The sequence below is a fragment of the Micromonospora sp. NPDC005163 genome, assembly GCF_053599835.1.
Window position 1 is genome coordinate 1 of record NZ_JBSFYP010000073.1, and the last position, 23,150, is coordinate 23,150.

Consider the following 23,150-nt stretch of genomic DNA (forward strand, 5'->3'; position numbering starts at 1 on the left):
ATCGTTATCAAGGGGCTGCCGGCCTGGCTGATGCACCGGGCGTACCACGTCCTCGCCGTACCGAGCTGGGAACGGAAGACCCGGGTGCTGGCGGTTTGGCTGACCGCCGCGGTGTTCGGCCGCGACATCGTCTCGCTGGCCTCGCTGCAGGATCCCCGCCGCGCATTCGTCACCGGCGACGACCCGGTGGAGCCACCCGCGCACCCGCCTATCCGGTGCCAGCATGTTCAATCGGCATGACAATGTCGTGCGCAGGTTCGCCGAGGCCTGCTGACTAGCCCGTGTTTCATAAGGCCCGGAGGTACTGGTTGATGGCCGCGATGGTCAGGGTGGCTTCGTAGCGCACGGCCAGTTTGTCGTAGCGGGTGGCCATGGCGCGGTGTTGCTTGAGCTGGTTGATGCCGCACTCCACGGCGTGGCGCCGGCGGTAGGTCTCAGGACTGAAGGCAGGTGGCCGGCCGCCGCGGGAGCCTTTCGCGAGGCGGTGGGCGTCTTGGTCGCTCTTGCTCGGGATGCAGGCCTTGATTCCTCGTCGGCGCGGGTAGGCGCGGTTGGCCTTGGACGTGTAGGCCCGGTCCGCCAGGACCTGCTGCGGGCGGGTCCGGGGCCGGCCAGGCCCGGAGCGGGTGACTCGGATGCGGTCGAGGACCGTGGTGAATTGCGGGCTGTCACCGCGGTGCCCCGCCGTGACGACGGTGGCCAGGACCTTGCGGCCCTGTTCTCAGGCGAGATGAGTCTTGGTGGTCCACCCGCCCCGCGAACGGCCCAGCGCGTGATCGGCAGGCTCGGCATGGATCCCGCCCGGTGGTTCTTTCTGCCGGTCGCCGTCACGACGGGCACCGGCCGCGTGTTGATGGGCGCGGCTGATCGTGGAGTCGACGCTGACGGTCCAGTCGATCCGCCCAGCCGTATCGGCGGCGGCTTGCAGCCCGGCCAGGACGCGGGCCCAGATGCCATGACGCTGCCAGCGGCGGAACCATCGATACAGCGATGGCTTCTTGGGTCCCGTTTAGCGCAGGATCCGCAGGCCCTGGTGCTTGTTGGACAGGTAGACACGGCCGCGCCCATCGGCCAGGACGTCTTCGCTCCATAGCAGCACCAGTGCGTTGGGCGGCTGCGGTCCGAAACGATGAGTGGGGTCAGCCAACGAGGATTCCTCCCAGTGGGACATCGGACCCGCGAATTACGATTGCGGATCACATGTTGTAGGACCGGTGTCAGCCGTGCCGTACTGACCGACCACGGCAAGATCACCGGCCTGCTCGAAGTGGTGCAGAAGACCCCCAGCGCGCTGCTGACCAACCCGGCGATCCTGACCGGCGCAGCCGGACTCATGGCGCAACTCGCGATGCAACAGACCATGGACGAGATCACCGACTATCTCGCCGTGATCGACGCGAAGGTCGACGCCGTGCTCCGCGCCCAGACCGACGCCGTGGTGGCGGACATGATTGGGGTGGAGCTCGAACCTTCACAACCTGGGCGGGCAGTGAGTCCTACCCGGCACCGGGCCACCGGTCCGGTGTTGCGCCGGCCGGTGGTGCCGATGCTCGCCGCGCCCGTCGACCAGGTCCCCGAGGGCCCCGATGCTACGCGGACCGTCACTGGCCAGTGGACTCCAGTTGGCCGAAGGCCATACTCCACCACGACTCCGGGTCGGTGAACGCGGACGGGTCCACCCTCATCAGGTCGGCGCGGATCGCGGCGGCGCGGGCCGCGCGCTCCCGGCCGCCCGGGTCGTTCTCCATCAATTGCCCGAGGCGGTACAGGAACTCGACGAACGCCGCGAACGTCGCGTTGACCTGCTCGAAGTTCGGCGACTCCAGGTCCAGCAGCGCGACGCTGCCGGTCAGCGTGTCCAGGCAGAACAGCAGGTGGCCGTCCTCGGGGGAACTGCCCAGCACGAGGTAGGTGCGCGGCCCGGCGTCGCCGATCTCGATGCGCAGCTTTGAGAACAGCTCCATGCCTTCGACGGCGACGTCGACAGTGAACAGGATCGGTACGTCCATCGGGAAGGCGCCGTTGGGCGGGAAGATCTCCGGCCGGATCGGGCCGAGGACGTCATCGAACCTGTCGACCGGAAAATGCAGCACGCCGTCGGCGCCCCACAGGCCGACGAGCTGCTCGTACGTGGCGGTCAATCGTCCGGCTCCTCGTCGTCCTCGTCTTCGGCGGTCAGCCCGTGCTCGTCGAGGAACTCCCACCACTCGTCGTCGGGTGCGACATCGACGTACAGGGGGCCGAACACGTAGCCGGCGAGAAAGTACTCGAGGTTCGGCATCAGCTCCTCGAACTCCTCCCGGGCGTAGAAGGGGTCGCCGCTGGTCCGCGGGAACCACCAGATCGCCCCGGTGTCGCGCCGCAGCAGCAGCGGCTCCCGGGCCAGGTCACCCAGGTAGTACCACTCGGCGGGCTCCTCGGCCACGCCGGTGAACTCAGGCATGCTGCCGAGCATGCCCCGCCGGTAGTCGACGTCGGCGGTGCCCCACAGTTCGAAGTCGCCGGCCCGGACGCCGTCGGCGACCTCTAGCAGCTCGCGGACCGGCTGCGGCACCTCGGCGGGGATCGTGTGGGCCGGCGCGCCCTGGCCGATCTGCGCCCACAGCAAGGTCGCGGGCTGGTCTGCCTCCAGATCGGCGCGCAACTCCACGATGAGTTCCCGCAGGTCGGGGTTCAAGGAATCACCTCTATTCGGATCGGCGTTCCGTCCGGCAGCTTCTGGATCTCCTGCCAGATCTCCCAGCCCATGTCCTGGTTCGTATGGGAGTCCAGAAGCCTCAGATTATCGACGGTGTCCGGACCGCCCAGTTGCGGATCCCAGACATGATCGGCGTCGAGCCGGCGCAGGCGGGCGAGAAGCTTGTTCGCCATGGCTTTGCCCTCCTCGGTGGCTTTGCCGCCCGGCGGCCAGTACTTGGCGAAAATCGCTTGCCGGATGCGTTCGCGGTACGCCTTGGTGAGCTCAGGGTCCTTGTCGAGGGGGTTTGCCTGCTTGAACAGCTTGCCCTCGTCACTGAGCTTCTTCAGCGCGTTGACCTTGCGGTCGAAGGGTCCCTTCTTGTACGACGGCTTGCGCTTGATCTTGAGGACGAATTCAGGCAGGTCGTTGTTGCGGGTCACCGGCGGCGCGGGAATCCGCTTCTTCGGCTTCTTGGCGGCGGCCTCGACCGCCTTGCCGACCAGCTTGCCGACCTTCGCCTTCGGCACGCCGCCGCGTGACTTCGAGCCCTTCGGCTTGGGGCTAGGCATCCATCAGCTCCGAGAGGACCTGGTCGATCAGCAGGCCGACGATCTCCCGCGTGATCATCTGGAAGATCGGGATCTCGGCGAGTGACGCACCGAAGGTGGCGACCGCGGTCGCGATGGCCTGCGCCACCTGGAACGCCAGAATCGCGAGCTGCACGATCACCTGGATCTTCAGGGCCAGCACAATCGCCGCACAGATGATCAGACCGGTGCCCACCAGCATCGCCGCCTGGGCGTAGTCCGGCAGCGTGCCCGGCCCGCTCTCGGCGTCCGTCCACCACCTCTGGAACGCCTGCAACGACTCACCGCTGTGCTGCGACCAGACTGCGGTCGCGGCCGACCCCGCTTGGCCCGCGGTGGTTGCGACGGTGCCGCCGAACTCGATCCAAGCCTGGCCCATCTCGAAGAGCTTCTCCTCGTCGGCCTCGGGCCATGTGTACCCGATCCAACCCAACGCGGTGATCAGCTCACCCGGCAACTGGAGTCCCATGCCGTCAGCCCAGCTGTCCGTGGAGGGCCTGGATCATGCCGGCCGTGTCCTGCTCGGCGGCCTCGTAGTTGTCGGCCATCAGCGTCAGGTCACTGCCCGCCGACCCGATCTCCTCGGCCGCCTCGCCGATGCAGTCGAGCACCCAGGCCGCGACCGCGGTGTACGCGACGCCGATCAACGACCCCATGTCGTCAGCGCCCCACGGCTCGCCGAACCCCTGCATCTGCGACTCGAAACTCTCCAGCTCACCAATGAACCCCTGGGCGACGCCGATCACGGCGTCCCCGCCGGACCGCAGCAACGCCGGATCGACCTCGAAGCCGCTCACCGCGAGCCTCCCCGCGGCATCCGCGTCTGCGCGTCGGTTAGCGCCTGCACGAACGCGCCCAGCCGCGGTACCGCCGTGTCCCGAATTTCCTGCAACTGCTCGGTGAGCTGCGACAGATCCCCGGCCGCCGGCACCGGCGCGGCGGCTCCGCGCATCGCGTCGATCCCCGCGTTCACCGCCTGGATGACGTGGTCGCCGACCTGCCCGGAGCCCAGCCGCATCAGCCGCGGGTCCCGGCTCAGCGCCGCCAACCCGCCGTTCGGGCCGAACTCGGCCTGCACCAGCCCGTTCGCCGATCCGCCGGTCCGCCGGCGGCGCGCGGTCTCCTCATCCTCCGGCTCAGGACTGGCAACCCGCAGCGCACCGACCGTCGCGTCCAGCATGCGGGCGAACTCTCCGCCCGCCGATTGATTCATTGGCATGCGTCCTCCCCGTTTGACCGGAGAATACAACCGAGTCGTCCTTTGTCGATGCCCGCTCAGGCGAGACAGAAGTCGTACCGCATCGCTACGGATCGCGCGTGACCGACTCCGGCGAAGCGTCCGCCGCAGCTTGACGGCTCGGGGCCGACGCGTTGTTTGATCGCCCTTGCGGTGGTCCTGCTTCGGCATTACCGCTCCGCCAGCCCATGACAAGGTTGAAGCCGCCTACGCCTCTGGCGGGTTTGCCCACGCTGGCGGCAGCCCCGCGCCACGACTGGGCGCAGCCGGGCCAGTTGTCTCAGCGCCCCAGGCAGCGCCGGTGTTCGGAAGCAGGAGACAGTGGGGCCCAACGTCCCCTGCTCCCCCTCTGCTCCAAAGGCAAGCCGCAAATACGGCGAAGCCCGTTACCGGCTACTCCGGCATCGGGCTTCTGACCTGCACATACTACGGCGGGCGATACTGAGATCGAACCAGTGACCTCGTCGGGGTGAATGTCGATCTCGCCTGCCGTCACGCTTCAACCGACGCCATCTGATGTCGTCGCGTGCGTCTCGGTCACCATAGAAGGTCGCCCGACGGTGGCTGGCGCACGCGCGGATCGCAGGCCGGTTCCGGCGTGCGGAACCGCGGGCTCGGGTGCGCCAGTACCTGTGCGGGTGGCCGCCGGGCTCTAGCGCAAGAACGGCTGGATCCTCGCCGAGCGGGCGGGTGAGGTGTCACCGGATGGGATGCAGCGGTTGCTGCGGTGGGCGGACTGGGATGTCGAGGCGGTCCGCGATGACGTGCGGGACTACCTGGTCGAGCACCTGGGCGACCCGCGGGGTGTGCTGATCGTCGACACACCGGCTTCCTGAAGAAGGGTGTCCCTCGGCGGGGGTGGCCCGGCAGCTTGCCGCCACCTAAGGGATGTCTCGTAACCCCGCGTGTGTCCGCTGAGGACGATCGGGCAGGATGCCGGGGTGCAGGTGATCACCGCAGCCCACCCTGACTGGATATTCCCGTTCACCGGGCTGCAGCCCGCCCAGTTCCGCAAGCTAGTCCGGCTGGTCGCCGAGGTTGTGGTCAAGGCATCGCCTACGGCCGACCGGGCTGGCAATGGGCACTCGACCTCGCCGACCGGGTGCTGCTGGTGACCGCCTACTGGCGTACGAACCTGACGATGCGCCAGATCGGTCCGCTGTTCGGCGTGTCGCACTCCGCTCCCCCGCATCACCGTAGGTCAGCGCGCTGTTCCGCGTCCGACTGCGGTGAGCACTTCGGCTGCGGTGACCACTTCTCCGACCTGCTCCCAATCTGCGCCCACATGCAAGTGTCGGCTCCGCCGGCCCTGTGGATCTAACGGTTTTTCCGGCCTGACCCGCCAGGCGTTGTGCCTGGTGAGGAGGGTGCCGTAACGACCGCGACACCGAACGACGGGACTGGACGCAAGAAACGACCTCCTCGTTCAACGCGGTCTCCAGGTCAGGTGGCCTTGACGAACGCCTCGGTGACGAGGGGATAGAGCTTGGCGACCATCGCCTGGGACTTCTTGAGGTCCCCGTCGCCGTCGGAGGCGTCCAGGTTGAGCACGTAGGAACCGCGCGCCATCATGATCGTGCACTGGCTGAGAGGGCCGTCGTCCGTCTGCTGGCGCTCGCAGAAGGTCACCACGTCCGGATTCGCCGGTACCCCGGCCGGGCTCCATGGCACGATCGTCGCGGTCCGGCCTTCGCCAGTCCGATACGACCGGCACGTCTGCAACACCGTTCGCAGCTCACCGATCAGCTTGCGGCCGGGCACGGTCAGGTAGCCGACGACGTGCTGGCGGATCCAGATCGGCGACTTCACCCAGCGGCGTTCGCGACCAGCGGAGGCGAGCCGATCCGACGGCAGGATGTCGCGACAGAGCGAACGCAGCCTCCAATCGTCGGAGTTCTCACTGGTGTGCTCCGCAGTCTCCTGGCGAAACGTCGACAGGTCCGCGAGCGCGAGCCGCGCCTGCCGGCCCGCCTCCTCCTTGTTCTTCGGCGCGGGTCGAGGCGGCGGCGGCGCCGGCTTGGCCGTCGGCGAAGCGGGGGCCGCCGCCGCCTGCCACCGCGCCCCGGCCGGCTCCGCGGCGCCACAGGCTGCGAGCCCGCCTACGACCAGCAGCAACAGAATGCTCGGCACAACAGTGCGACGCATCGCGGGGCGTTTCCTTCCGTAGGTGGACCGGGCCCGCCCGGGCCCCCAGTCCACCTGCGTCGCCGCGCCTCGCCGCGTTACTTCAGGCCGGCAGGTAGTCGAACGTGTCCGGGTCGGCGCCAGGCCGGCCGCGGTCCGACGTCGACGCCAAGGCGTAATCTTCGCGGCGGAGGCCCCGCAGGTACTGCCGTTTTGCGGGGCCTCATCCAACACCGGCGAACCGGATCAGGCGTACCGGGCGCCGTGGCGCTCCATCCGCGCCCGCACCTCGACGGCGTGCTCGGCGGCGATCTCCATGTCGGCGCTGGCCGAGCGCAGCAGCTCGGCAGCAGCCGAACCGGCGCGGCGAGGCGGGGGACCGGGCCGAGACGGCACCCGATCCCCGTCAGCCCGCTAGTTGCGGCGTGACCTCCCCGGCCGCCTCCGCAGCACGAACACGATCCCCCCGATCGAGCTACCCGCGATCGTGGCGATCGCCGGGATCGCTAGTGAGGCGGTGCTGCCCTCTCCGAGCCGCTCGCCAGCACGATCCAGAGCAACGCGCCGATGGAGATCACGGTGATGATCATCAGCGCCATGATCAGGACGTGCTCTATGCCGCTCGTCGCGGTGGACTGGCGCCCGTCGCTGAGGTGTGGTGATGCCATCGGTGGAGGCAGCCATCCGTGTTTCTCGAACGAACGCCAGGCTGAGTCGAGCGGCGCTGACCACGTGTGCCCGAGAACCAGGTATGTCGTGGCGCACCGGGTGCCCTAGCGCTCCATCCGCGCCCGGACCTCAGCAGCGTGGTTTCTCGGCGATCTCCATGTCGGCGCCGGCCGCGCGCAGCAGCTCCACGGTCGGTCCGCCGATGCCCTGCGGATCAGCCATCGCGACGCCCGCCTGGATGCCGAGCAGCCTGGGGTCGCGAGTGACCGCGTGCACTGCGGCGATGGCGTCGGCGCGGGGCTTCCCCCGGTCGGTGCCGTGACCACCGGCCGGCGACGCCGGACAGCTCCGCGAGCACCAGCCGGTCCCGGGCGGGCAGTGACGGCACATGCACCATCCGACGACCGTACCTAGCCTGCCGGAGCCGAGGTGGCGAGCCTCGGCGCGCCGCTCAGCTCGTGATCGGCGCGCAGCCGGTACGCGCAGGGCCAGTACGCCTGACAGTCGCGGCACCGCCGAGCATCGTCATCGCATTGACGATGCCTGCCGGCGATTGCCAGCCAGTTCTCCATACCCGAATCCATGGGCTACACCTACCCGGGATGCAGCCAGGGCCAACCCTTCCGTGGCTAGGTGCTCACCCCGGACGGGTTCATCTGGCCAGGACAACAACCAGCGTGGCAAGGGCACCGAGCAGCAGGGTGACTCCGCCGAACATGACGTACGGCCACCGCTCACCGGAGCGCTGCGGCTGCGGCCGAAGAGGCTGGGTCGGCAGGTTCCATGCCGGAGGTGCCGCCACCCCGTTTCGGCCGGGCCAGCGCGGCGGGGGGTTGTGCGATGTCGAGTCAGCCATCGTGCAATGCCTCCGCTGGCGCGTGGTGCTGCGCTGTTCGGCTGTCATCCGGGCGGGACTCAAGGGATCGAGCGGTCCCGCTCGGTCGAAAGGTCGCGCACCTCGGCCTTCCAGCCTTACAGGCGCTGCCCGTTTGCGCGCCGTTACACCCCCGGCGCGGCGATCATTCGCAAACCTTCCAGGGATGCAGACATGTCCGAGCTCAACCCCGCGCCGGCGCCGTCGCCCCGACCGATCGAGTCGAAGGTGAAGGCCGCGACGGTCGGCGCCGGCGGCAGCGCGGCCGTCATCACCTCGGCCGTGCTGTGGGCGATCGACGGGCTGTGGTTCAACAGCGGCGCCGCGCCGGACGTGCCGCTGCCGCTGGTCGGTGTCGTCGGCCTGGTCGTGACCGGCGTCTGCGCGTTCGTGGCCGGCTACTGGGCGAAGCACACCGCTCGGCCGCCCCTGATCTCCCCGCAAGACGAAGCGCCCCCGCTGGCTCCGGCCGGTGGGAGCGCTTCCTTCTGTTCGGGCTACTTCACCCGCCAGCGCGGCGGCACAGTCTCGCTCTCTGCCGCGTACTCCACAAAGACCGGCCGCTTCTTCGCGGGTACCGGGAAGGTGATCCAGCCACGAACGCACCGGCCCGGCGCCAACTCCTTCTCACCCCACGGGTACTCCGGGCCGGCGATCTGCAGCTGATATACCAGACGGTGCTGAACCAGGCTAATTCGGCCACGGACCTGTGCCGGTGGCTGCACGGTCCGACGCTGCGCCGCTTGTGGTCAAGCTTGTGGCCCCCGGCCCGGCTGCGGGCGTATGGCAGGCACGCTTCCCTGAGCTGACCACGCCGCCCCAGGCGCTGGCCGGTTCACCTCCGCCTGGCGGAGATCGGGCTGCGGGTCGCTGCCCGCTACGGGTTCGCGTTGGCCGGCGGGTACGCCGTGCAGGCCCACGGCATCCTGGACCGCCCGAGCGAGGACGTTGACCTGTTCACTGCGTGGGAGCGACGTGGCGAGTTCGCCGCAGCAGTGGACGCCGTCACGCCGCCGCTGTCTGCCTGGTGCTGCTGCTCGGCGGCGCCGTGCTCTCCAGCGGCGGACTCGACGACATCCTCGACCAGGACCAGAACCAGGACCGGCTCGACGCCATCGGCGCGGTCTACCGCCAGGGCGAGAAGGCACGCCAGGCGTTGGAGGACTCCGGAATCACGCTGCCGACGGAGCCGACCTGCGAGGACGCCTTCCACCGCACCGGTGCCGACACCGAGCGCAGCTCGGTGACTCGGCGGACCGGTGACAACAAGGAAGACACGGCGTTCGCCGAGCTGCGCAAGTTGTCGTTCATCAACGGCATCCTCGGCCGGCCGAACAACCTGCCCGCCACCCCGCTGCCCTCGACCCCGGCGGCATCGACGTCGGCGAACTGACCGACCCGCACCCCCTCCGTGAGCAAGTGCGTATGGCTAATCGACGGCTTATTTGCGGATTAAATCCGCCATAAGCGGCGCCCGAGGATCAGTGGGCGCCGATACTCTTCACCGCGCGGAAGGTCGGGGTCCGAAGGACCGCCGCTCCCGAGCCGCTCGAGGCAGTCGACCGCCAAGGGCAACGACCCCGGCCCTTCCGTCCAAACGTCAGCCGCCGGCGTTTCAGCGGATCGGTTTCGCGGCGTACGCCTTGCGCCGTACCGGCTTCACGCCCGCCGCGACCGCGGATCCTGCCCTGGTCCCCAGCACCGATCGAGCTGAACCCCGGGAACAGGCTCCCGCTCACCTGACTACTGCCGGCCAACGGCGGTTCAGGCCGTGGGTACGGCCGCCTGAATCGCAGCGAGAATGGCCAGGGACTTCGCGGCCAGAGTCGACGTTTGGAGCCCGCGCATCGGTCGTAACCGGTGCTTGAGCTGACTGTGATCGGCCTCGATCGGATTGTTCGCGTGCCGCTCGACATGGTGCCAGGCCGAGGAGATCAGGTCGTCGAAGACGGCGGGGTAGACCGGCGCGGCGTCGGTGACCACCTCGGTAGGCGTCACCTTCAGCACCCGCAGGGCCTTCTGGAAGAACCGCCGGGCCGCGGCGGCGTCACGGCGGGCCGAGACGGGCACGTCGATGACCTGACCGTGCTGGTCGACCGCCCGGTAGACGTACCGCCACACCCCGTTGACCTTCACATACGTCTCGTCGACGAACCACCGATCACCCGGGGCGTAGCGAGCGAACCAGGCGGCGTCGGCCAACAGCGGGGTGAACCGCTGCACCCACCGGAACACGGTGACGTGGTCAATCTCGACACCGCGCTCAGCCAGGACCTCCTCCACGTCACGGTAGGAGAGGTTGTAACGCAGGTACCAGCGGACCGCGACGACGATCACCTCTGCGGGGAACCGGAACCCGGTGAACGCCGACTTCGGCGGCGACCAGGGACGATGACGACTCGACCGCGGCACCCGTCAAGCCTGCCTCGATCCCTCGACACGGGCAACGCAACAGACCCCATCCCGTCGATCAGGGGTCCCATCGGGGGCACAACTCCACACCCCCGATCCCGGCCGCGGTGTAGGTGGTCAGCCACTCCCCGACCTCGTCCATGTCGGTGGTCTGCGGCCTGAGGGTCAGCTGCGCGGGCGCATCCTCGAACAGCTCCGCCAGCCGGGCCCGTCGCTCGAACAGCGGCGCGTTGACCACGACCTGGCCGCCAGCGTCGGCGAGCAGATTCCATAGGATGTACTGCGCCGGGTGTTCCCGCGCCATACATCAGCAGGCTCCGGGCCGGCGGTGATCCGGCGCTGCAGCCGGGCGAAGCTGGTCCGCCCCCGCTCCCACACGATTAGCTTCCCGTCGGGGATCACCCCCTGTGGGAGGGTCTGGCGGATCGCCCGGGTGATGTCCGGGAGGTACGGCTCAGTTTCTTGCCGGCGCGCGACTTGTGAACTGGCGCGAGGGGTCGGAGGTGCGCTGGTCGGTCCGCACCCGGTTCGGGCGCAAGGGGCCAGGATTGTTATCTAAAGATCATCGGGTACAGATCCGGCCGAACCGAGCGCGAGAACGGGTGCGAAGGCAACCGAGATCTGAGCGCGATCGGGGGGTGATGCGCGTGCCCCATCCTGCCGTTGTCGATCAGTCGAGGAGGTGGCCATGGACTGGATCCGAACGAATTTGAGTCCGCTGGCGTTCGCTGCTGTCGCTCTCCTGTTCGCCCTGCCGTTCGCGGAGCTGAAGGGTGAGGCCGAGGAGTGGCGTGTGGCGGTGACCTGGACTGGTTGGGGATTGACCGTCGGTGGCGGGGGTCAGGTTCACCTGGAGACGCTGCTCTGGGATGGCAATCTTGGTCAGTACGTCATGCAGGAGGTGCCGAACGAGGCGCCGCAGATCGGTCCCGAAGAGCCCATCTACCTGCCGGGGCAACCGCTCTTCATGGTCGCCGCGCTGGGTGTCGCGGCCGGCGTGCTTGCCCGGATCCTGGCCAGTGTCAGTTCCCGCCTGGTGGTGTCGGCGGTAGCGGCGTTCGTCGCGGCGGTGGCGCTTGCGCTCGGCCTGCGGGGCGTACTGCGTCGCTTTGATCCGCCACCCTTCGACGAGGCCATGTCCGCCGTACCGGCCGTCGGGTTCTGGCTGACGGTTGGCGCCCTGGCACTGCTCGGCGTCGGCAATGTGATCGTGGGGTACCGGTTGTGGAGGCGTGCCGAAGCAGCGGTAATTGACGGCAACGTGCCGAGATGAGAACAGACAACGCGACCGCTCCCGGCCGATGATCCGAGGTGACCGACGCAGCCGCACGTCCCCGGACGGACAGCGCTTGTAAGCGAGGCATCCGCCCGCAGCGAGGCAGCGAGAAGGCAACAGACGCCTCGATCGAAGCCGACACCGCAAGCCACGAAATGATTAGGGGCACCTGCGCAAAGGCGCAGCGCGACACCGGCTGCCAAGGGTGGACAAGGAGTGCCCGGCTCCCCCGACGGGGGTCACCCTCAGCGCGCAGGGAGCCCGACAGCGGCGGCGACTTGACATCAGTCGTTGACCTCAACGGTGGCGGCCGAGGCTGGACGAGCGCGGGCGGGTGTCGCCTCGAAGTCGGACCCCATCCTCGAAACCGAGTCCCCGCTGTGCACAACACGGTAATTTCGCGATATGGGCATCATCGGGGGGATAGCATGCGTCTTTCTGATCGTCGTCATCGCGGCGCTCATCGTGTTCTGGGTGGCGCGGAACGCGAAGCGCTGAGCCGTTTTTTCAGGGCCGACGCATCTTCATAGGGCAATTTGGCGCTTTCTACCCGTTGGCGGACTTGCGACATCGGGCGACTAGCGGCTTCGGGACCGGACGCTGCGAAGGCACGGTCGGCCGCCAGCTTTTTCCGACCTCAGTCTGGTCGGCCCTGTCCTAGCAGGACAGATGTCTGTCATGTCAGCCATGAACTCAACCAGGTCGACCTGGTGTTCCTAACGACCTACGCGTCCTGGCTGAACTGGATCGAAGCCGAGTTCGCCGCCGTCCGATACTTCGCGCTCAGCGGCACCGACCACCGCACCCACGCCGAGCAGGACACCGCCATCGGCGCGTACATCCGTTGGCGCAACTACCGCGCCCAACCGAAATCCGGATTCGTCATCAACTCCAAGATCCGCCACCCGGACTACCCGTTCAAGGCTGCATGATGAGGCGCTAGCCGGACTGCCGCGCCAAGTTGTCGGCGGTGCGCTGTCGCTCTCCGGTGGGCTGTCCGGGGACTCGGGCGAACCGCGTCCAGGCGGAGATCACCTGTACGGCGGCGTGCCACGGAACCGGGTCGGCGACCTCGGAGGGCTCGGCGGGCCGGGTCACCGTCACGCCCCAGTGCCGCAGCCGCTCCAGGCTCTCCAGGAAGGCGGGGTGCCGGGCGAGCGCCGGATCCGGGGCCGGCACGGCGACGACCGGCAGGCCGACGGCGATCGCCTCGTTGAGCAGCCGCAGGCCCAGGTTGTCGTTGAGGCCGTACGCCCACTTGTTCACCAGGTCGAAGCTGGCCGGCACGACGGCGAAGGCGTCGGCCGGCGGCAGGGGATGGAGCGTCTCCGGCTGGTCGTCCTCGCGTACCGGATGGTGGGTGAGATCGGCGAGCCCGTCCCGGTCGATCGAGTCGACCGCGTCCGGGGTGGCGATGAGGTGGACCTCCCACCTCAACTCCTGGCAGGCCGTGATGAACGGTCCGAGCTCGACAGCGGGCTCGGCGTGGCAAACGACGAGGTACAGGACAGGCGATCGTAACTTCCCGGGCATGGCGCTCCTATCGGCCTGAGAGGTCCCCGGCGCCAGTCGTGGCGAGAGCCGGCTGCGCGCCGGGACGTCGAGCGCCCGCGTCACCGGCGATCTCGCCGATCGAGTGGCTCCGGATGTCCGTGTGGATCCCGAAGCCGAGAGTATCGAGCCGGCTGCGAACGCGAGCCGTTATCCAGTGAACTGGCTGGATGGATGTGGCGCCGCTCCATCCGAGGAGCTGACCGAGCGGTCGGCCGGGCGTCCTTAAGTGGAGGATTCGGCGGCGCGCCGCCGGGAATCAGGTCGCGGACCAAGACGTGCACGCGATTGAGGACGCGAATGCGTTCACCGGCCAGGTCGTCACGGCGTTCGGCCAGCAGCCGCAGCTGTGTGGTGTGGTCCTCGGCGACCACCGCGCGCAACCGCTTGTGGCGCATCGCGTCGTGCGCGACGCTGGCGGCCTCGGCGGGATCGCTCTTGCGGGCACCGCCGATGTCCAGCAGCCGGGCGCGAGCGGCGAGCGTGGCCGGCACGTCGACGACGTCTTCGCCGCCACCGACGAGCAGCTGGGCGATGCCGCGGCCAAGACCGGCAGCGCCTTCCACGGCAGACCGCCGCTGCGGCCAGCGGGCGGCCCACCCCATCAACGTCTTGTAGGTGCTGGCGTTGACCGCCACGCGTCTGACCGTCAACTGCCGGCCGGTGGCATCAGTGGGAGGAGAGCAGGGTCGCGCATCCCAGCCGGAGCACAGCGACCCGGGCAACCATGCTGACCCACTGCTGGCCGGCAAGCAGGTGGGCGAGCCACCCCTCGGCTGGTTGTGTACGCGCCGGGAACCGGCCGCGGCGCCGAGGCCAACCGCCACGGGCCGTCGCGACCGGCCGGTGGCGGGAGCGGATACGGCGGGCGGGCCCGCACCGGTGATCCGGTACGGGCCCGCCGTCGGCCGCCGTGGCGGCTACTTGTTTCCGGTGTTGCTGACCGGGAACGTGTAGTCCGCGTCGAGGAAGGTCAGGTCGCCGGTCGGCAGGTTGGAGACCAGGACGGCGAAGTCGTCCTGGTTGCCGTTGGCGCACCTGGTCTTCAGGTTGCTGGCGGTGAACTGGTCCCCGGTGGACCGGTAGACCCAGTTGCCCGCGCCGTCGGTGGTCTCCCCCGCCGTGGTGGTGCCGGGCGTGAGGTCACAGTGCGCGACCACCTGGACGGTCCAGTTGTTGTCCTGCGTGCCGGTGGTGGTGAACCAGTCACCGGTCGCCGAGGAGAGGGCGGCGTCGGCTCCGTTGACCCGCACGTCGTCGACGAACCAGCCGGTGTCCAGGTAGGCGGCGTCGGTGGAGTAGCGGAACCGGACGTCGGTGGCGCCCGCCGGCACGGCGGCGGTGAGGTGCACGTAGACCGGGTCGTCCACGAAGTACGCGCCGCCGGAGGTGCCGGTGAGGCCGTTGCCCTCGGTGTTGTTGCCGTGCGGGTTGTCGTCGGTGGTGACGACCTGACCCGCGTCATTCCGCAGCGGCACGGTGACCCACTCGCCGCCGACCAGGGCCTCGACGAAGCCGTAGTCCCAGCCCTCCTCGATGAAGTTCCAGCTCCAGAAGTCCAGCGAGGTAACCGGGCCGGCGGTGTCGACGTCGAGGATGTTGTCGGACTGGCTCTCGTAGCCGGCGTACCAGTGGGTGGTGCCGGTGTGCGGGGCGATGGTCGTCTCATCCTCGCCGTCGAAGGCGAGCGCGACGGTCGGGCCCGGGTTGCGGAACCGCTCGACCGACATGCCGAACGGCACGGCGGTGGTGTCTGGCCGGTTCTTCAACCGGGCCCACTTCGCCTCCGGGGTGGCTCCCTGGTAGCTGCCCCGGCCCGCCCAGAAGGAACCGTCGGCGATGTCGATGGTCCACGACGTGTCGGCCGGGTCGCCGAAGTTGAATGCCTTGATGTCGTAGACCGGCGAGTCCTCGTCGTCCAGGTAGACCGCCACCGACCAGTCCCGGAACAGCGCCTCGGCGCTGCGCAGGTTGGCACCCGTCGCCGCGTTGAAGGTGTTGATGGCATTCTGCACGCCGGCCATGCCGTCGGCCTGCTCTTCGAAGATGGTCTTGATGAGCAGGTCACCGCCGGCGGCGTCGTACTGCTTGTCCGGGGTGTAGGTGCCGTCGCCGTTGCCGCCGGCCTGCTCCCAGAGGTACTGGAAGTAGGTGAACGCGGCGCCGTAGTTGGCCAGCGTGCCGCCCCACCGGGTCAGCGAGGTCTCCTCGTAGAAGACCTGGTGGTTGGTCAGGTGCGAGCCGCCGGCGTCGAGCCCGTTGAGAAAGATGGCGAAGTCGGCCAGCCCCTCGTCGACCCAGGAGAGCTCACCCGGGTCGCTGTAGTTGTGCAGCAGGTGCTCCAGCTCGTGGGCGACGGTGCCCTCGTACAGCTCGGGCCGGTCGTTGGCCGGGTCGGCGTCGCGCCACGGCGCGTCGTTCGGCCCGACCCGGTTGGCCCAGTCGAGGGCGTCGACCACGATGACGTTCATCCCGTTGCTGTCGATGAAGTCCGGGGCGAAGTAGCCCGCCGTGTAGGACGTCTGCGCGCAGTCGTAGTACGCCTCGTCCTGGATGTTGTAGAGGACCATCACCAGCGAGTCGCTGGCCGGCTCGTCAGGGTCGGCCGCGTCCATCAGGCCGAAGTGCTCCTCGTCCACGGCGACGATCTGGCCGGCGAGCTTGTCGCCGACGTAGTCGATCTGCGCCTGGGTGAGGGCGAACTGGGCCGCCGTGGCGGTGGCGCAGGGGGTGAACCCGTCGCCCGGGTTGTGGTCGAACTGCGGGTCCAGGCTGGCCACCCCGGCCGGCGCGGTGCCGTCCAGCGGGGTGCCCTCCGGGACGTAGATGTAGACCGGGGTGCCGTCGGGGGTGGTGTTGGCGTACACCCGGGTGAAGTCCTGGTTGTACGTCCCACCCGCCGCGCTGTCGTTGATCGGCAGCGTGATGGTCCGCTCTCCGGGAAGGTTCAAGTGGTCGTCCGCCTGTGCGGGGGCCGAGACCGTGAAGGCGAGCGCGGTCACGCCCGCCATCGCGGCCGCGATCCGGCTCGCTCGTTTCATTCGCACGCGGCTGCCTCCTGCGGGTGAGGCTGGGCGGATCGGGCCGCCCAGTCGTCGATGTAACACTTTTGAGCCCTGCGACGCTGCCTCAAACCCGCGCCTGAGCAGGGAATATGGGCTCAGCAGACCACTTCGGACGGTGACTGCGCAGGCCCCTCAGGTCACAGCTGCGTCACGAAGACGAGTCATCCGGCGGGTTCGGTGATTGCCCGGCGGCGCAGCAGCCGCCAGGTCGGCGCGACGCACGCCGCGAGCGCGAGAAGCAGGCACAGGCCGACGACGCCACCGACCACCGGCCACGACCAGGTCGACCGGCGCCCCGACCTGCTCGGCGAGGCCGGCCCGGATGCTCAGCAGACCGGCGAACGCCACGGACCCGCCGAGCACCGCGCCGATCAGCACCACCAGCGCCGACTCCGCCGCGACCAGCCGGACGACCTGCCGCCGGGTCGCCCCGGCCAGCCGGACCAGCCGCAGGTCGGCGGCCCGCCCGGCCGCGGCCATCAGCAGCGTGTTGACCACCGCGATACCCCCGTAACCGGCAGACACCCCGATCAGCAGCAGGGTGGCGAGCCAGACCAGCCGGCCCTCCGCCGTAGTTCTTACGGGCTTTCGCGTCGGTGAGGCGGTGCGGGTCGTCGCCGAACTCGCCGAGGATCCGGGCGCCGAGGACCACACCCAGCATCATGATGCCAGTGACCGCGAGCCACTCCAGCGGGCCTGCCCCCGAGCGGAAGCCCATGACGAGGGCGACCAGCACCACCACCACGAGCGAGATTAGGTTGGCGACCAGCGAGGTCAGCCCGTGGGCGCCGTTGCATTATCTGATGGGGAGGCGCGTTACGCCCGGGTCGGGTTCGCGTGGTGGTCGCGCTGCTCGTGCGGCAGCCGTACAACCCGGAGCGGGACCAGGTCGGGATCCATCGGTGAACCGGAGTCGGATCACGATCAACTGGTGTCCGTACGAATGGGGGCGGGCGATGAAGACTCGCAGCGTAGCGTCCACTCTCCATCTCCGCTTGCCCTCCGAAGAGCTCGGGATCGGCCTACGACAGGTGGACAGCGATCTGACCGAGGAAGCAGCGCGCCGGCGACGGACGACGTGTCGGGGAGCTAGAGCACTTCGTCCCGAACACCGTTGCGTCGCATCGTCTGCTGCCCTCGGTTGTCATCCCGTGCCCCCCAGCGCGGCCACCACCCCGTCCGCTGTCGCCACGTGTCGCCCGCATGCGGCACGTTCGCTGCTTCCTCGCTGCTTCCGGTAGTGGTCGAGCGAGCGGTCCCATGGACGTTGACCCGAGCAGCGAGACTGACGGTGTGGATGCCTGGGTGACTCTTATCGCGGCCGTTTCTGGTGCTGGGATTGCGATCTTGGGACAACACATGATTCGGCGAGGTGAAAACAACGCTAGGCTGGCCGAGCTCATGCTCGAGCAGTGCGCTCGGCTCGTGTCGATGTCCGAGGATTTCCGGAACCGAGTGTGGGAGGAACGAGAGCTAGGGCTTCCCGGACGTGTGGACGGCTGGGACCTCGGCGGGTTTGGGCTAGCCGCAGCACGGCTGCGCATCCTGTGCCGTGACCAGCATGTACCCAAGGCTCTAGATGAGCTGAACTCGTCCAGCAAAGCACTCGGAGCATATTGGAGACGAGGGAATGTCGACGCCGGCGAGTTCGCCGACCGCTACGAACAAGTGAAGCTGGCCACCGAGGCGTTCAGCACCGCTAGTGAGAAACTCTTCCGCTAGCGCTTCCGTGGACCAGCGGGGTGCGGCCCGGCTCTGTTGCTGTCCCCGTTGCCGTCGCTAAAGGACGTCTCGTAACACGGTGGAGGCGTTGCCCGGCGGGGGGCTGGGGAGTCAGCCTGCCAGGATGATGTTGTGCAGGTGTGCGATACCGGAAGCGGTGTCGGTCAATGTGCGGGCGGCGCGGCGGTAGTCGCGCAGGATTTTGGAGCACTTCATCCCTGCCAGGGTGCGTTCGACCTGCGCGCGGACGGTGCGGTGCTGGGCGTTGAGGTCTTCCTTCCAGGCCGGCGGCGGACTGCCGTCGCGTGGCTTGCGGTACGGCATGATCACCTCGCGGTTGCCCTGGTAGCCGCCGTCGGCCATGACCGGACGGTCGGCCCAGTTTCTGGTCGATGCCGGAGGTGCGGTAGACGATCGTGTCGTTGCGGTTGCCGGGCTGCGGGTCACCGAGGGCGATGACCAGGCGGGTGCTGGCGTCGATGGCGACCTGCAGGTTGGTTGAGTACCGGTAGTTCTTGCTCGGCGCGGCCAGTCGATGGTCCCGGGTCGGGATCAGCGTGCCGTCGACGATGGCGATCTGGTCGACCGGCCGCCGGCGCACCGGCGCGAGTGCGAGTAGCGGGCCGAGGGTGTCGATGACCCGGTGCGCTGCGGAGTGCGACACCCCGAACAGCGGGCCGATCTGGCGCATGGTCAGGTTGGTGCGCCAGTACGCCGCGACCAGCAGCACCCGGTCGGGCAGGTCCAGGGCCCACTGCCGGCCCGGTCGGCCGTCAGCGATGGCGTCCCCGCCACGCTCGGCGACCAGGCGGACCAGCTTGCGGAACTGGGCGGTTGCAGCCCGGTGAACGGAAAGATCCACTCGGGGCGCGCTGCGGAGATCACCTGCACCCAGGCATCATCGGCGATCGTCCTCAACAGACAGACGCCGGGGTTACGAGACGTCCCCTAAACCTGCGCATTACGAGTCGGTCCCATGGTGCTGCTCCACCGCCTGGCCGTCGTGCCTAACGTGGTGTCCCGGTCCGGGATTGTCAGCCCGTGCTCGCCGGCTTGGCTGCTCGGATGGCTGCTCGTCTTCGCTGCCCCACCCGGCGTCAGCCGATCAGACCGCTCAGGTCCCGGGTGGTCCCGGGTACCCCAGATGGTTGCCGGCCCAGCCGATGCTCCCGGTCGGTTGCTTCCATTCGTTGGCGCGCCTCTTCGAGATCGACAGGTTTGGCCAACGCTTGCGCGCCGCTTGCCGGCTGGCGCCTACCGCTGCCCCAAGCTCGGGATAGCCGGCCCCGCACATCGCCGCTTGCTCTGCGCTGGCGGATACGAGGTTGGCGAGAAGCCGACGCATCTGCTCCCCTGCCGCCATGCGGGCCAGGTGAGTCCGCATCCCATCCGGGAGGCTCCGCTCTTGGTCTGCACCGCGCTGGGCATCCATGCCAGACGCGTTCAGCCGCTGCGCCCAACTGGCGGCGACAGCACTCAGTTCCCGCCGTAGTTCCTGCCGCTCGTCCGACGTCAGTTCCCGCATCATGGGCTCCTTCGCCAATGGCCTCTCACCTCAGAATCAGCTCGACAACCAACGTTGTCAACCCCTGAGTGAACGGTCTCTTGACCTGCCTGCCGCGGCTGACCCGGGCCTTGACGCCTCGCTTACAAGCTGTGTGCGGCATGTCCGTCCCCGCCTGGGAGCGGCCGTCAGCTCGGAGCAGCGTCCATCCCTGGTCTCGGTGGTGCGTCGGCGTCCGGGGCGATTGCTGTCAGCGTTGCTGTCGACAGCGCCGCCGCTGGCACGTCCAGCTAAGCCCGACCCCCGCCGGGGGAGCGTGGTCACTGTTGTCGGGCAGTGTCAGCGGGTGTCGTTCCCTGTGGTCCCGCCCTCGGTGTCATGCCGGCTGTGACCATTGGAGTCGGTCGCGCACCACAGCGTTCGCTGATTTTCTGCTGACGTGGTGCCTTCTTGACCCCACAGACGCGCCGAGAGGGGCCCCACCAGCCGGTGGGCCCCTCGTCATCTTGTCCACCACGCGTCAACTACGACATGAGTCGCTAGCCTTCCGGTCCTTCCCCGCATCGGGGGGCGGTCTTACTTTTGGTATATGACGGTGCGTCGGCGGGCGCCACCGATGTGGCTGACCGCCGTGTTGATGTTTGCAGTTGCCGGTTGCGGGACCGGCACGTCACCCAAACACGAGCAGGTTGAGGAGCGCCTCAGCGAGATCGCCGCCGAGGCCGAACGGCCGGTCTACTACCTCGGCCCGCGGTTCCGTGATTGGCCGCTGACCGAGGTGGGCGCGGACGACACCGGCCGGGTCGACGCGATCTACGGGACATGTCTCGCGGCCGTTGACGGGTGTTCGCCCCCGCTCGACGTCATCAATCAGCCGCTCGACTTCTCAGCGTGGAGTATGGCCGTCGGTTGCAGGCGCCTGCCGCCGGTCCGTGGCGTCCCAGCAGCGCATTTCGGCGGTGCGCTCGTCCTGCTCACCGGTGACTCGCTGGTCACCGTCGCCGTGACCGGTGATGACACGGCGACCGCCGTCGCCGCAGCGGAGCAGCTGCGCAAGGTAGGTGCGGAGCTTTCCCGTGCGGCGCTTCCGCCGCCGGACACCGTGGCCCTGCATGTCGTCGAAGCTGCCTGCGGGAAGAACCCGGGCGACACCGGTCGCATGGAACCCGAAGAGGGATCGGAACCGGTCGGGGATATGCAGGTGCCTGACTTCACCGTGGCCCGGCTCGGCGGCGGTGACCTCCGTTGGGCGGCGTACCTCGGCGAGCCCGCGGTGGTCGTGGTCGGTGACGTGCCGCACGTGCTCACAGGGATTCAGCGCGTCCTTGCGCTGACCACCAGTTCCCGGCCGGCCGTCATTGGCCTGTTATGGAAGCCGTTCGGGTCCAAAGACGCCCCGGCACCAATCGCGGAGATCGAGCAGGAGGCCGGACAGGTTACCGTTCCAGTTGGTTATGCCGCGATCCCTCGGCCGGCGGTCTGGTTCTTCGACATGGCAGAGGTCGACGCGGCGCAGTCAGGCGTGATCGCGTTCGTCAACGCCGACGGCACCGTCATCCGCCAGGTCCGAACGGACGCGCCCGACGACGCCATATCCGCCGCTCTAGACAGGCTCGCACGCTGACCGGCATGCCTGCCCATCGGGCGAGGGTTGCAAGCCTGCCTTGCTGGAGGCCCTGCGACACACGGTTTAGGAATGGGTTAGCACCTTCTCATACCCGGGCGGCTCAGCTGCGGGAATGCAAGTGCGGCCACCGGAAAGCCGTTGATCATTCCGCGCATGGTCCGGATCTTCGTTCGTCCGCCTGCTCGGCCGTCGTGCCCGGTAGGTCTTCTCGCGTCGGCCGTAGACGGCCGTACTGGGGGTGGAAGCAGACGAGCCCATGCTCGGCGGCCAACACTCCGGCCAACGCCGTTACCACTCCCGTCCGAGGTCACATGTGCTGCCCCCTCGCTCGTGGTGCTGTGCCGATAAGATCGGCGGAATAGAGGTCGGTCAACTGGATGGAACCTGCGGTCTATTTCGGCAGAGGTCGATGGCCTTCCACCCGTTCCCCCCCGGCCCGGAGCTGCCCTAGGCTCGCAGTATGACGGCGCTCTGTGAGGTGCTTGAATGTGGCGTCCTTGCGGTAGGGCGCTGCACTGAAGTGATCTCAACAAGATTCGGGTAGGTATCGGTATTCGAAGTGGGTGAGGTGGAGTGCGGCGCGGACGATGTCGCCGATACTCCGGGGGCTGGCGGTGGTGTGGCGCAGCGTGTGCCAGCGGCCGGTGAGGATCGCGAAGCCGCGTTCTCCGAGGCAGCGCATGGATCGAAGGGCAGCGTTGTAGGCGCGGTTGTTGACGGCGAGGCGGCGGCCGTCGGCGGGCTGCTTGTAGGGAGTGTGGATGCCCTGGCCAGCGCCTTCGTAGCCCGAGTCGGCCAGGGTCGGTAGGTGCAGGTGTGAGGCCGCCCAGTAGAGGGCACCGGTGACGTCCAAGTGCTGGGCGCAGGTCAGGTCGTGCAGGTGTCCGGGCATCGCCTCGGAGGTCCAGATCGGTAGCCCGTCCGGGCGCATCACCGCCTGAATGTTCGCGCCGAAGTCGCGGTGTTTCCCCGAGTACCAGGCGTCGATGGTGACGTCTTTGACGCTGGTGGTGGTCTCGGCCAGCCGGTCGGTGTCGAACAGCTTGCCGTCCAGGATCACGTGCGACCAGCCGTCGGCGGCGACCCGCGCCAACGCCTCGTGCAGGGTGGGTGTCTGCGCCGCCAGGACGCGTACGGCCTCGGCGACGTACCGGTAGGCGGTGGCACGTGACACCCCGAACCCGGCCCCGAGGACGGTTTTGTCCTCGCCCTTACGGAACCACACCAGAACGAGAAGCGCCTGGTAGAAGCAGGTCAACGCCCGGGTTCCCGGTCGGGTGCCCACCGCCCGACGCTCGGCTCGCAGCAGACGCGCCACGTGCCGCACGAGTTCCCTGGGCACGTCGAGCCTGGCAGAATAGGTGATCACGTGGAGCCCTCTCGAAGACTGATTCCGTCGCAAGAACCTGTCTATCGATGGCTCCACGCCCACATCCAGCACTGTCCGCTATGGACGCTACACCCGTGTTGTCCCCAGTTGGCGATCCGGCCTTGCTGAGATCACTTCACTGTCTGCCAGAAGCCATTTTGCTACAGCCACGAGGCGAAAAACTCGGTTCAGGCACCTTTGTTCGGTCCGCGCACAATTGGCTTGGGTTACTGCGTTCCCTGTGCGCATGCTCAGCACCTGGCCTCGATATCCCGACTCCAAGCGGAGGTCGCCGCCGACCAGGAAGCGGCACGCATAGCCGGCGAGAAGTGGGATGAGCGGGCTGAAGAAGCTTTGCGAAATCTCCTTGGCATCAAGGACGAATCCGAGCGAATAGTGGCGGCCTGCCGTTCGTGGATCACTGAGGACTCCGCCTCCGCATACAATCCTCTG

At 68.3% G+C, this 23,150-nt stretch carries 24 protein-coding genes and 9 pseudogenes; 11 read left to right on the top strand and 22 right to left on the bottom strand.

Features of this window, described 5'->3' with window-relative positions; translation table 11 throughout:
- Window positions 1-240: pseudogene (locus ACWD6N_RS31780) on the top strand (hypothetical protein); the annotation flags it as partial.
- A 46-nt stretch (window positions 241-286) separates the two neighbouring features.
- Here the strand turns inward: ACWD6N_RS31780 and ACWD6N_RS31785 are convergent.
- Window positions 287-991, bottom strand: a pseudogene (locus ACWD6N_RS31785) (IS5 family transposase); the annotation flags it as partial.
- A 171-nt stretch (window positions 992-1,162) separates the two neighbouring features.
- On the opposite strand from ACWD6N_RS31785, the gene ACWD6N_RS31790 reads away from it, so the two are divergent.
- The gene (locus tag ACWD6N_RS31790) at window positions 1,163-1,663 is read left to right on the top strand and encodes a hypothetical protein (protein ID WP_450005793.1); all 501 of its coding nucleotides are present in this window, start codon (window positions 1,163-1,165) and stop codon (window positions 1,661-1,663) included.
- Here the strand turns inward: ACWD6N_RS31790 and ACWD6N_RS31795 are convergent.
- The 6 genes from ACWD6N_RS31795 to ACWD6N_RS31820 are packed head-to-tail and all read right to left on the bottom strand — an operon-like array spanning window position 1,602 to window position 4,486.
- On the bottom strand, window positions 1,602-2,141 hold the full coding sequence (locus ACWD6N_RS31795) for an SUKH-4 family immunity protein (protein WP_354967888.1): 540 nt from the start codon (window positions 2,139-2,141) through the stop codon (window positions 1,602-1,604). The genes ACWD6N_RS31790 and ACWD6N_RS31795 overlap by 62 nt on opposite strands.
- Window positions 2,138-2,677: a hypothetical protein gene (locus ACWD6N_RS31800; RefSeq protein ID WP_354967887.1), complete on the bottom strand. Its 540-nt coding sequence runs from the start codon at window positions 2,675-2,677 to the stop codon at window positions 2,138-2,140. The genes ACWD6N_RS31795 and ACWD6N_RS31800 overlap by 4 nt, the downstream gene beginning before the upstream one ends.
- Window positions 2,674-3,249, bottom strand: a complete 576-nt coding sequence (locus ACWD6N_RS31805) for an endonuclease (protein ID WP_354967886.1) — start codon at window positions 3,247-3,249, stop codon at window positions 2,674-2,676. The genes ACWD6N_RS31800 and ACWD6N_RS31805 overlap by 4 nt, the downstream gene beginning before the upstream one ends.
- The gene (locus ACWD6N_RS31810) at window positions 3,242-3,736 is read right to left on the bottom strand and encodes a WXG100-like domain-containing protein (RefSeq protein WP_354967885.1); all 495 of its coding nucleotides are present in this window, start codon (window positions 3,734-3,736) and stop codon (window positions 3,242-3,244) included. The genes ACWD6N_RS31805 and ACWD6N_RS31810 overlap by 8 nt, the downstream gene beginning before the upstream one ends.
- 4 nt (window positions 3,737-3,740) lie before the next feature.
- Complete coding sequence (locus ACWD6N_RS31815; RefSeq protein ID WP_450005795.1) at window positions 3,741-4,064, bottom strand: WXG100 family type VII secretion target; 324 nt, start codon at window positions 4,062-4,064, stop codon at window positions 3,741-3,743.
- Window positions 4,061-4,486 carry a YbaB/EbfC family DNA-binding protein gene (locus ACWD6N_RS31820; RefSeq protein ID WP_354967883.1) on the bottom strand — a complete coding sequence of 142 codons (426 nt, stop codon included), beginning with the start codon at window positions 4,484-4,486 and terminating at the stop codon, window positions 4,061-4,063. Before ACWD6N_RS31820 ends, ACWD6N_RS31815 begins: the two co-directional genes overlap by 4 nt.
- A 582-nt stretch (window positions 4,487-5,068) precedes the next feature.
- On the opposite strand from ACWD6N_RS31820, the pseudogene ACWD6N_RS31825 reads away from it, so the two are divergent.
- Both ACWD6N_RS31825 and ACWD6N_RS31830 read left to right on the top strand, forming a co-directional pair.
- A pseudogene (locus ACWD6N_RS31825) lies at window positions 5,069-5,386 on the top strand (transposase); the annotation flags it as partial.
- Between the two features lie 59 nt (window positions 5,387-5,445).
- A pseudogene (locus tag ACWD6N_RS31830) lies at window positions 5,446-5,687 on the top strand (helix-turn-helix domain-containing protein); the annotation flags it as partial.
- Window positions 5,688-5,947: 260 nt separating this feature from the next.
- Here the strand turns inward: ACWD6N_RS31830 and ACWD6N_RS31835 are convergent.
- The 5 genes and pseudogenes from ACWD6N_RS31835 to ACWD6N_RS31855 all read right to left on the bottom strand — a co-directional run bounded on the left by ACWD6N_RS31835 (window position 5,948) and on the right by ACWD6N_RS31855 (window position 8,153).
- Window positions 5,948-6,649 (bottom strand): hypothetical protein, encoded by a 702-nt coding sequence (locus ACWD6N_RS31835; protein ID WP_450005797.1) that lies wholly within the window; start codon window positions 6,647-6,649, stop codon window positions 5,948-5,950.
- Between the two features lie 225 nt (window positions 6,650-6,874).
- Complete coding sequence (locus ACWD6N_RS31840; protein WP_354967881.1) at window positions 6,875-7,024, bottom strand: hypothetical protein; 150 nt, start codon at window positions 7,022-7,024, stop codon at window positions 6,875-6,877.
- A gap of 110 nt (window positions 7,025-7,134) precedes the next feature.
- Window positions 7,135-7,296: a hypothetical protein gene (locus ACWD6N_RS31845; RefSeq protein WP_450005799.1), complete on the bottom strand. Its 162-nt coding sequence runs from the start codon at window positions 7,294-7,296 to the stop codon at window positions 7,135-7,137.
- 108 nt (window positions 7,297-7,404) lie between these two features.
- Window positions 7,405-7,694: pseudogene (locus ACWD6N_RS31850) on the bottom strand (hypothetical protein); the annotation flags it as partial.
- Between the two features lie 255 nt (window positions 7,695-7,949).
- Window positions 7,950-8,153 carry a hypothetical protein gene (locus ACWD6N_RS31855; RefSeq protein ID WP_354967879.1) on the bottom strand — a complete coding sequence of 68 codons (204 nt, stop codon included), beginning with the start codon at window positions 8,151-8,153 and terminating at the stop codon, window positions 7,950-7,952.
- A gap of 192 nt (window positions 8,154-8,345) precedes the next feature.
- Between ACWD6N_RS31855 and ACWD6N_RS31860 the strand changes: the two genes are divergently transcribed.
- From ACWD6N_RS31860 to ACWD6N_RS31870, 3 genes and pseudogenes are all read left to right on the top strand, one after another.
- Window positions 8,346-8,837: a hypothetical protein gene (locus ACWD6N_RS31860; protein ID WP_450005801.1), complete on the top strand. Its 492-nt coding sequence runs from the start codon at window positions 8,346-8,348 to the stop codon at window positions 8,835-8,837.
- A gap of 179 nt (window positions 8,838-9,016) precedes the next feature.
- Window positions 9,017-9,178: pseudogene (locus tag ACWD6N_RS31865) on the top strand (nucleotidyl transferase AbiEii/AbiGii toxin family protein); the annotation flags it as partial.
- Window positions 9,136-9,564: a hypothetical protein gene (locus tag ACWD6N_RS31870; protein ID WP_354967877.1), complete on the top strand. Its 429-nt coding sequence runs from the start codon at window positions 9,136-9,138 to the stop codon at window positions 9,562-9,564. The pseudogene ACWD6N_RS31865 and the gene ACWD6N_RS31870, both read left to right, overlap by 43 nt.
- 401 nt (window positions 9,565-9,965) lie before the next feature.
- Here ACWD6N_RS31870 and ACWD6N_RS31875 read toward each other — a convergent pair.
- A pseudogene (locus tag ACWD6N_RS31875) lies at window positions 9,966-10,583 on the bottom strand (IS6 family transposase); the annotation flags it as partial.
- A gap of 58 nt (window positions 10,584-10,641) precedes the next feature.
- Window positions 10,642-10,887 (bottom strand): DNA ligase-like domain-containing protein, encoded by a 246-nt coding sequence (locus ACWD6N_RS31880; RefSeq protein WP_354967876.1) that lies wholly within the window; start codon window positions 10,885-10,887, stop codon window positions 10,642-10,644.
- Between the two features lie 384 nt (window positions 10,888-11,271).
- On the opposite strand from ACWD6N_RS31880, the gene ACWD6N_RS31885 reads away from it, so the two are divergent.
- Together ACWD6N_RS31885 and ACWD6N_RS31890 are read left to right on the top strand one after the other, a co-directional pair.
- A complete protein-coding gene (locus ACWD6N_RS31885) occupies window positions 11,272-11,856 on the top strand; it encodes a hypothetical protein (RefSeq protein WP_450005803.1) in 585 nt (194 codons plus the stop codon).
- Between the two features lie 713 nt (window positions 11,857-12,569).
- Complete coding sequence (locus ACWD6N_RS31890) at window positions 12,570-12,791, top strand: transposase (RefSeq protein ID WP_354967874.1); 222 nt, start codon at window positions 12,570-12,572, stop codon at window positions 12,789-12,791.
- A gap of 7 nt (window positions 12,792-12,798) precedes the next feature.
- Here ACWD6N_RS31890 and ACWD6N_RS31895 read toward each other — a convergent pair whose 3' ends face one another.
- The 5 genes and pseudogenes from ACWD6N_RS31895 to ACWD6N_RS31915 form a co-directional block, all read right to left on the bottom strand.
- Window positions 12,799-13,392 (bottom strand): flavoprotein, encoded by a 594-nt coding sequence (locus tag ACWD6N_RS31895; protein ID WP_450005805.1) that lies wholly within the window; start codon window positions 13,390-13,392, stop codon window positions 12,799-12,801.
- Between the two features lie 80 nt (window positions 13,393-13,472).
- Window positions 13,473-14,237, bottom strand: a complete 765-nt coding sequence (locus ACWD6N_RS31900; protein ID WP_450005807.1) for an IS110 family transposase — start codon at window positions 14,235-14,237, stop codon at window positions 13,473-13,475.
- Window positions 14,238-14,330: 93 nt separating this feature from the next.
- A complete protein-coding gene (locus ACWD6N_RS31905; protein WP_450005831.1) occupies window positions 14,331-16,451 on the bottom strand; it encodes a hypothetical protein in 2,121 nt (706 codons plus the stop codon).
- A gap of 156 nt (window positions 16,452-16,607) precedes the next feature.
- Window positions 16,608-16,955 carry a hypothetical protein gene (locus tag ACWD6N_RS31910; protein ID WP_450005833.1) on the bottom strand — a complete coding sequence of 116 codons (348 nt, stop codon included), beginning with the start codon at window positions 16,953-16,955 and terminating at the stop codon, window positions 16,608-16,610.
- Window positions 16,956-17,130: 175 nt separating this feature from the next.
- Window positions 17,131-17,262, bottom strand: a pseudogene (locus ACWD6N_RS31915) (ABC transporter permease); the annotation flags it as partial.
- 473 nt (window positions 17,263-17,735) lie between these two features.
- Here ACWD6N_RS31915 and ACWD6N_RS31920 point away from each other — a divergent pair.
- Window positions 17,736-18,197, top strand: a complete 462-nt coding sequence (locus ACWD6N_RS31920) for a hypothetical protein (RefSeq protein ID WP_450005809.1) — start codon at window positions 17,736-17,738, stop codon at window positions 18,195-18,197.
- A gap of 111 nt (window positions 18,198-18,308) precedes the next feature.
- Here ACWD6N_RS31920 and ACWD6N_RS31925 read toward each other — a convergent pair.
- Both ACWD6N_RS31925 and ACWD6N_RS31930 read right to left on the bottom strand, forming a co-directional pair.
- Window positions 18,309-19,088 (bottom strand): annotated as a pseudogene (locus ACWD6N_RS31925) (transposase family protein).
- A gap of 223 nt (window positions 19,089-19,311) precedes the next feature.
- The gene (locus ACWD6N_RS31930; RefSeq protein ID WP_387330912.1) at window positions 19,312-19,722 is read right to left on the bottom strand and encodes a hypothetical protein; all 411 of its coding nucleotides are present in this window, start codon (window positions 19,720-19,722) and stop codon (window positions 19,312-19,314) included.
- Between the two features lie 595 nt (window positions 19,723-20,317).
- Between ACWD6N_RS31930 and ACWD6N_RS31935 the strand changes: the two genes are divergently transcribed.
- A complete protein-coding gene (locus tag ACWD6N_RS31935) occupies window positions 20,318-21,325 on the top strand; it encodes a hypothetical protein (RefSeq protein WP_450005811.1) in 1,008 nt (335 codons plus the stop codon).
- A 529-nt stretch (window positions 21,326-21,854) separates the two neighbouring features.
- Here the strand turns inward: ACWD6N_RS31935 and ACWD6N_RS31940 are convergent.
- Window positions 21,855-22,697 carry a transposase family protein gene (locus ACWD6N_RS31940; RefSeq protein ID WP_450005813.1) on the bottom strand — a complete coding sequence of 281 codons (843 nt, stop codon included), beginning with the start codon at window positions 22,695-22,697 and terminating at the stop codon, window positions 21,855-21,857.
- Between the last annotated feature and the right edge of the window lie 453 nt (window positions 22,698-23,150).

What these genes read in the sequence shown, in the direction of transcription:
- ACWD6N_RS31835 (WP_450005797.1), bottom strand. Translation starts at nt 6,649, where the DNA reads ATGCGTCGCACTGTTGTGCCGAGCATTCTGTTGCTGCTGGTCGTAGGC.
- ACWD6N_RS31935 (WP_450005811.1), top strand. Translation starts at nt 20,318, where the DNA reads ATGTGGCTGACCGCCGTGTTGATGTTTGCAGTTGCCGGTTGCGGGACC.
- ACWD6N_RS31930 (WP_387330912.1), bottom strand. Translation starts at nt 19,722, where the DNA reads ATGCGGGAACTGACGTCGGACGAGCGGCAGGAACTACGGCGGGAACTG.
- ACWD6N_RS31905 (WP_450005831.1), bottom strand. Translation starts at nt 16,451, where the DNA reads ATGAAACGAGCGAGCCGGATCGCGGCCGCGATGGCGGGCGTGACCGCG.
- ACWD6N_RS31860 (WP_450005801.1), top strand. Translation starts at nt 8,346, where the DNA reads ATGTCCGAGCTCAACCCCGCGCCGGCGCCGTCGCCCCGACCGATCGAG.
- ACWD6N_RS31810 (WP_354967885.1), bottom strand. Translation starts at nt 3,736, where the DNA reads ATGGGACTCCAGTTGCCGGGTGAGCTGATCACCGCGTTGGGTTGGATC.
- ACWD6N_RS31845 (WP_450005799.1), bottom strand. Translation starts at nt 7,296, where the DNA reads ATGGCATCACCACACCTCAGCGACGGGCGCCAGTCCACCGCGACGAGC.
- ACWD6N_RS31805 (WP_354967886.1), bottom strand. Translation starts at nt 3,249, where the DNA reads ATGCCTAGCCCCAAGCCGAAGGGCTCGAAGTCACGCGGCGGCGTGCCG.
- ACWD6N_RS31910 (WP_450005833.1), bottom strand. Translation starts at nt 16,955, where the DNA reads ATGGCCGCGGCCGGGCGGGCCGCCGACCTGCGGCTGGTCCGGCTGGCC.
- ACWD6N_RS31885 (WP_450005803.1), top strand. Translation starts at nt 11,272, where the DNA reads ATGGACTGGATCCGAACGAATTTGAGTCCGCTGGCGTTCGCTGCTGTC.
- ACWD6N_RS31920 (WP_450005809.1), top strand. Translation starts at nt 17,736, where the DNA reads ATGGACGTTGACCCGAGCAGCGAGACTGACGGTGTGGATGCCTGGGTG.
- ACWD6N_RS31855 (WP_354967879.1), bottom strand. Translation starts at nt 8,153, where the DNA reads ATGGCTGACTCGACATCGCACAACCCCCCGCCGCGCTGGCCCGGCCGA.
- ACWD6N_RS31820 (WP_354967883.1), bottom strand. Translation starts at nt 4,486, where the DNA reads ATGCCAATGAATCAATCGGCGGGCGGAGAGTTCGCCCGCATGCTGGAC.
- ACWD6N_RS31880 (WP_354967876.1), bottom strand. Translation starts at nt 10,887, where the DNA reads ATGGCGCGGGAACACCCGGCGCAGTACATCCTATGGAATCTGCTCGCC.
- ACWD6N_RS31895 (WP_450005805.1), bottom strand. Translation starts at nt 13,392, where the DNA reads ATGCCCGGGAAGTTACGATCGCCTGTCCTGTACCTCGTCGTTTGCCAC.